We start from the raw sequence: 215 nt of genomic DNA, 5'->3' as shown, positions 1-215 counted from the left end.
GTTGTCTTCGCGACCGGACATCCTTTTCCACTTAGTACACGCTTAGGGGCCTTAGCCGGCGATCTGGGCTGTTTCCCTCTCGACTACGAAGCTTATCCCCCGCAGTCTCACTGCCACGTTCTCACTTACCGGCATTCGGAGTTTGGCTGACGTCAGTAACCTGTGAGGGCCCATCGGCCATCCAGTAGCTCTACCTCCGGCAAGAAACACGTGAC

The 215-nt window shown here is 56.7% G+C and carries 1 rRNA gene; it reads right to left on the bottom strand.

Features of this window, described 5'->3' with window-relative positions:
• A 23S ribosomal RNA gene (locus AXK60_RS25185) occupies positions 1-215 on the bottom strand; the annotation flags it as partial.

Origin of the sequence: Tsukamurella pseudospumae, assembly GCF_001575195.1 — a bacterium.
Classification (GTDB): Bacteria; Actinomycetota; Actinomycetes; order Mycobacteriales; family Mycobacteriaceae; genus Tsukamurella; species Tsukamurella pseudospumae.
The sequence above is the reverse complement of the archived record's forward strand: the minus strand, read 5'-3'. Positions and strand labels throughout refer to the sequence as shown.